Source organism: Wolbachia endosymbiont of Glossina morsitans morsitans (genome assembly GCF_000689175.1).
Classification (GTDB): Bacteria; Pseudomonadota; Alphaproteobacteria; order Rickettsiales; family Anaplasmataceae; genus Wolbachia; species Wolbachia pipientis.
Genome location: NZ_AWUH01000095.1, coordinates 1 through 3604 on the forward strand (window position 1 = coordinate 1; position 3604 = coordinate 3604).

General features: G+C 36.3%; 3 protein-coding genes. All 3 read right to left on the reverse strand.

Annotation, left to right across the window (positions count from 1 at the left end):
• Positions 1 to 297: 297 nt before the first annotated feature.
• Positions 298 to 1575 (reverse strand): serine hydroxymethyltransferase, encoded by a 1278-nt coding sequence (gene glyA, locus WGMM_RS02175; protein ID WP_038249421.1) that lies wholly within the window; start codon positions 1573 to 1575, stop codon positions 298 to 300.
• Between the two features lie 40 nt (positions 1576 to 1615).
• A complete protein-coding gene (locus tag WGMM_RS02180) occupies positions 1616 to 2836 on the reverse strand; it encodes an MFS transporter (RefSeq protein WP_038249424.1) in 1221 nt (406 codons plus the stop codon).
• Positions 2837 to 2971: 135 nt separating this feature from the next.
• Positions 2972 to 3604: permease (locus WGMM_RS02185; RefSeq protein ID WP_038249427.1), on the reverse strand; the 633-nt coding region annotated here is incomplete at its 5' end.

Below are 3604 nucleotides of genomic sequence, written 5' to 3' on the forward strand. Positions count from 1 at the left end.
CCCGTAATTAGCTAGTTGTCACTCTCTAATCCTGCAAATTGGCGTGCTATACTGTCTTAAACGCTTTATAAGCCCGTTTCAGCTTATATAGGTAAAAACCCAGAAAATGTTGTGAAGACGTAGGGTGCGCATAGTGCAAAAATTAAAAATAAGACGCCAATCACGCAATACTGTTGTCGTTTAATCTGCACAGATTGAAGACAAATGAATACCTTCAGTTTCATGATAAGAGGGCTGGCGAAGGGTGTCAAGTAAGTTTTTTCGTTTCTACCAGCTACTTGGATGACACCACATAAATTAATAAATAGGAAAATTACTACAAATCCTTTCAACTTTAGCTTTTACTGCTTTTTCGACACTTGAGCTATTTCCGCTGATTAATCCTTGAATTACTTCATTTATTAGACCAGCTATCTCTTTAAAATTTTCTGCCTCAAGTCCGCGTGTTGTCTCAGCAGCGGTGCCAAAACGGAGCCCTGAAGTGATGGTCGGCTTTGCTGTATCAAATGGTACAGAGTTTTTATTACAGGTAATACCGGCTCTCTCAAGGCTATCTACAACGTCTTTTCCAGTTAATTTCTGCGATCTTAAGTCAACTAGCACTATATGAGAGTCAGTGCCACCGGTTATAATGTCAAGTCCATGCTTTTGCAATTCTTGAGCCAGCACTTTCGCATTTTCCACGACTTTCTTGCTATAAGTCTTAAACTCTGGTGCTAATGCTTCTTTAAATGCAAAAGCTTTTGCAGCTATCACATGCATAAGTGGCCCGCCCTGCAATCCTGGAAAAACTGCGGATTGAATTTTTTTGTGTAATGCTTCATCATTGGTCATCACTATTCCACCACGAGGACCACGCAAAGTTTTGTGAGTCGTGGAAGTCATAACATGTGCATATTCAGCAGGGGATGGATATTCGCCCGCTGCAATAAGCCCTGCATAGTGAGCAATGTCTGCAAGCAAATAAGCACCAACTTTATCTGCAATCTCGCGAAAGCGTTTGAAGTCCATTTTTCTTGGATAAGCAGAAGCACCAGCTATGATCAATTTCGGTTTATGCTCCAGCGCCAGCTTTTCTATCTCATCCATATTGAGCAGATAAGTGTCTTTATTTACTGTATATTGAATCGACTTAAACCATTTACCAGAAAGGCTTGGCGCCGCACCATGAGTTAGGTGCCCACCGCAACTCAGTGACAATCCAAGTATTGTATCACCTGGAGTAAGTAGTGAAGCAAACACGGCTTGATTTGCCTGAGAACCAGAGTGAGGCTGAACATTTGCAAACTTTACACCAAACAACTTACAAAGTCTTTCTATAGCCAGACTTTCAACTTTGTCCACATGCTCACAACCACAGTAATATCTTCTGCCTGGATAACCTTCTGCGTATTTATTAGTCAGAAAAGAGCCTTGTGCCTCCATTACCGCTTTGCTTGCAAAATTTTCTGATGCAATTAATTGCAATTGTGATTTTTGGCGTTGTAATTCTTTTTCCATAAACTGATAAACCTCGTTATCAAAAGACTTTAAACTATTTTTAGAGCCACAGATTTTCTTTAAAACACTCATCATAGATCAAACCTCGCTTTAATTTTAAGATGCACAAGCAATTTTAAGACTGCTTGTCCTGCTTTTTTAACCATAAGAGCCCAAAAACAGCTATTAGCAAACATACAGGAATAATAGATGTTGCTTTTATCAGCAATTCAGCACTATAAATAGGACTTCCATGTATAATCGCTTTATCCCAATAAGAACCTATTACCTTCGCAATTCCAGTGTGAAAGAGGTAGCCAAAAACCATAACTATCATATTTGATACAGCTGTAGTTAATCCTATTAAGTTATTATTTACATAACTTAATGCTTTGTACAGTGTTACTATTTGATATCCAAAAGCGAAACCTATAACAAGAAGCGCAGGCAATACAATATACAATCCGCCAGCCCGTGTAAAAAGTAAAAGGAAACCAGCAATCATTGCAAAGGAACAGACAATAATAACTTCATAATGTCTATTTTGGTATTTTTCTAATATGTGAGCAAAAGAGAGCAATCCAGCTGCAAATCCTACATATATAACAGAAGAAATTGAAGACGCTAGATCACCGGCCATTTGATATACCTCACATAAAAAAGCTTTTGTCCAAGCATCAGCAAAACCTTCTAGTGGACCTACCATTAAGCCACCAAAAAAACTAATTAGAATGATATATTTATTGAAAAGCACAGTTTTTAGATCCTTCATGCTAATTTTTCCTTTTCGAAAGTCGTAAGCATTGTAAGGAATAACTAAAAATAAAGACAAAGCGAGTAAGAAACCAAACCCTGAAAGAATATAAATTACGTAATTCCAACCAAACTCATCAAGCAAAAGTTCTATTGGTAGACCACCATATATTGCCCCTAATAGCCCTATAATAACAGATATGCTTGCCATTTTTGCTGATTTTTCTCGCGAAAAATACATACTGGCAACTTTAAATACTCCTATTGCTGACGCAGACGAGCCAATCCCAACAATTATTCTACCTAATACTGAATAATACCACTCATCAAAGCACACAAGAGGTAATGTTCCAATAGATACCAAGACAGCACAAATAGGTAAAACAATTTTTGGACCGAATCTATCAAAACAAAGACCAACAGGGATATGAACTAGTGTAAATCCCACATAGTAGAGACCATTAAATTGCCCTAAATCTGCAATGCTTATATTAAATTTTGTTATTAATACAGGCGCAATTATGTTTGGCATGACACGTAACACATACTGGTACGCATATAAAAGAGATACTATCAACCATACAAAAAAATTACTTTTCGACATACCTACCACCTAATAAAACCCAATTACAATTAAAACAAAAATATCAAAGTAAAATAAAGTATTATATTTCATAATAACAAGAGCCTTAAATTAGTACATCTAACGATTTTATCATACGAGCCTTCGATAAATTATCTACTTATTACAATCAACTTCTCTAAAATCTTTATTTTTTAACCATAATAGCCCAAAAACAGCCACCAGCAAACATACAGGAATAACTGATGTTGCTTTTATCAGCAATTCAGCACCATACACAGGATTTCCTTGTATTATTGTTCTATCCCAACACAAATCTACTATTTTTGCGATCCCAGTGTGAAAAAAATAGCCAAAAACCATAACTATCATGTTTGACACAGCTGTAGCCAGGCCTACTAAGTTATTATTTACATAACTTATCGCTTTGTAAATGGTAACCACCTGATATCCAGATGTGAAGCCAATAATAAAAAGCGTAGGTAATACAATATACAAGCCACCAATCTGAGTAAAAAGCAAAAGAAAACTAGCGATCATTGCAAATGAGCATGCAATTATTACTTCATAATGCTTATTTTTATATTTTTCCAATAAATAAGCCAAAGAGAATGATCCTGTTAACATTCCTATCAATATTACGGAAGAGAGAGAAGATGCCAAGTCTTCATTCATTTTATATACTTCAAAAAAGAATGCTTTCACCCAACCATCGGCAAAACCTTGCATTGGACCGACCATGAGTCCACCAAAAAAGCTAATTAGAATAATATGCTTGTTGAAAAGTAT

What these genes read in the sequence shown, in the direction of transcription:
- WGMM_RS02180 (WP_038249424.1), bottom strand. Translation starts at nt 2,836, where the DNA reads ATGTCGAAAAGTAATTTTTTTGTATGGTTGATAGTATCTCTTTTATAT.
- glyA (WP_038249421.1), bottom strand. Translation starts at nt 1,575, where the DNA reads ATGATGAGTGTTTTAAAGAAAATCTGTGGCTCTAAAAATAGTTTAAAG.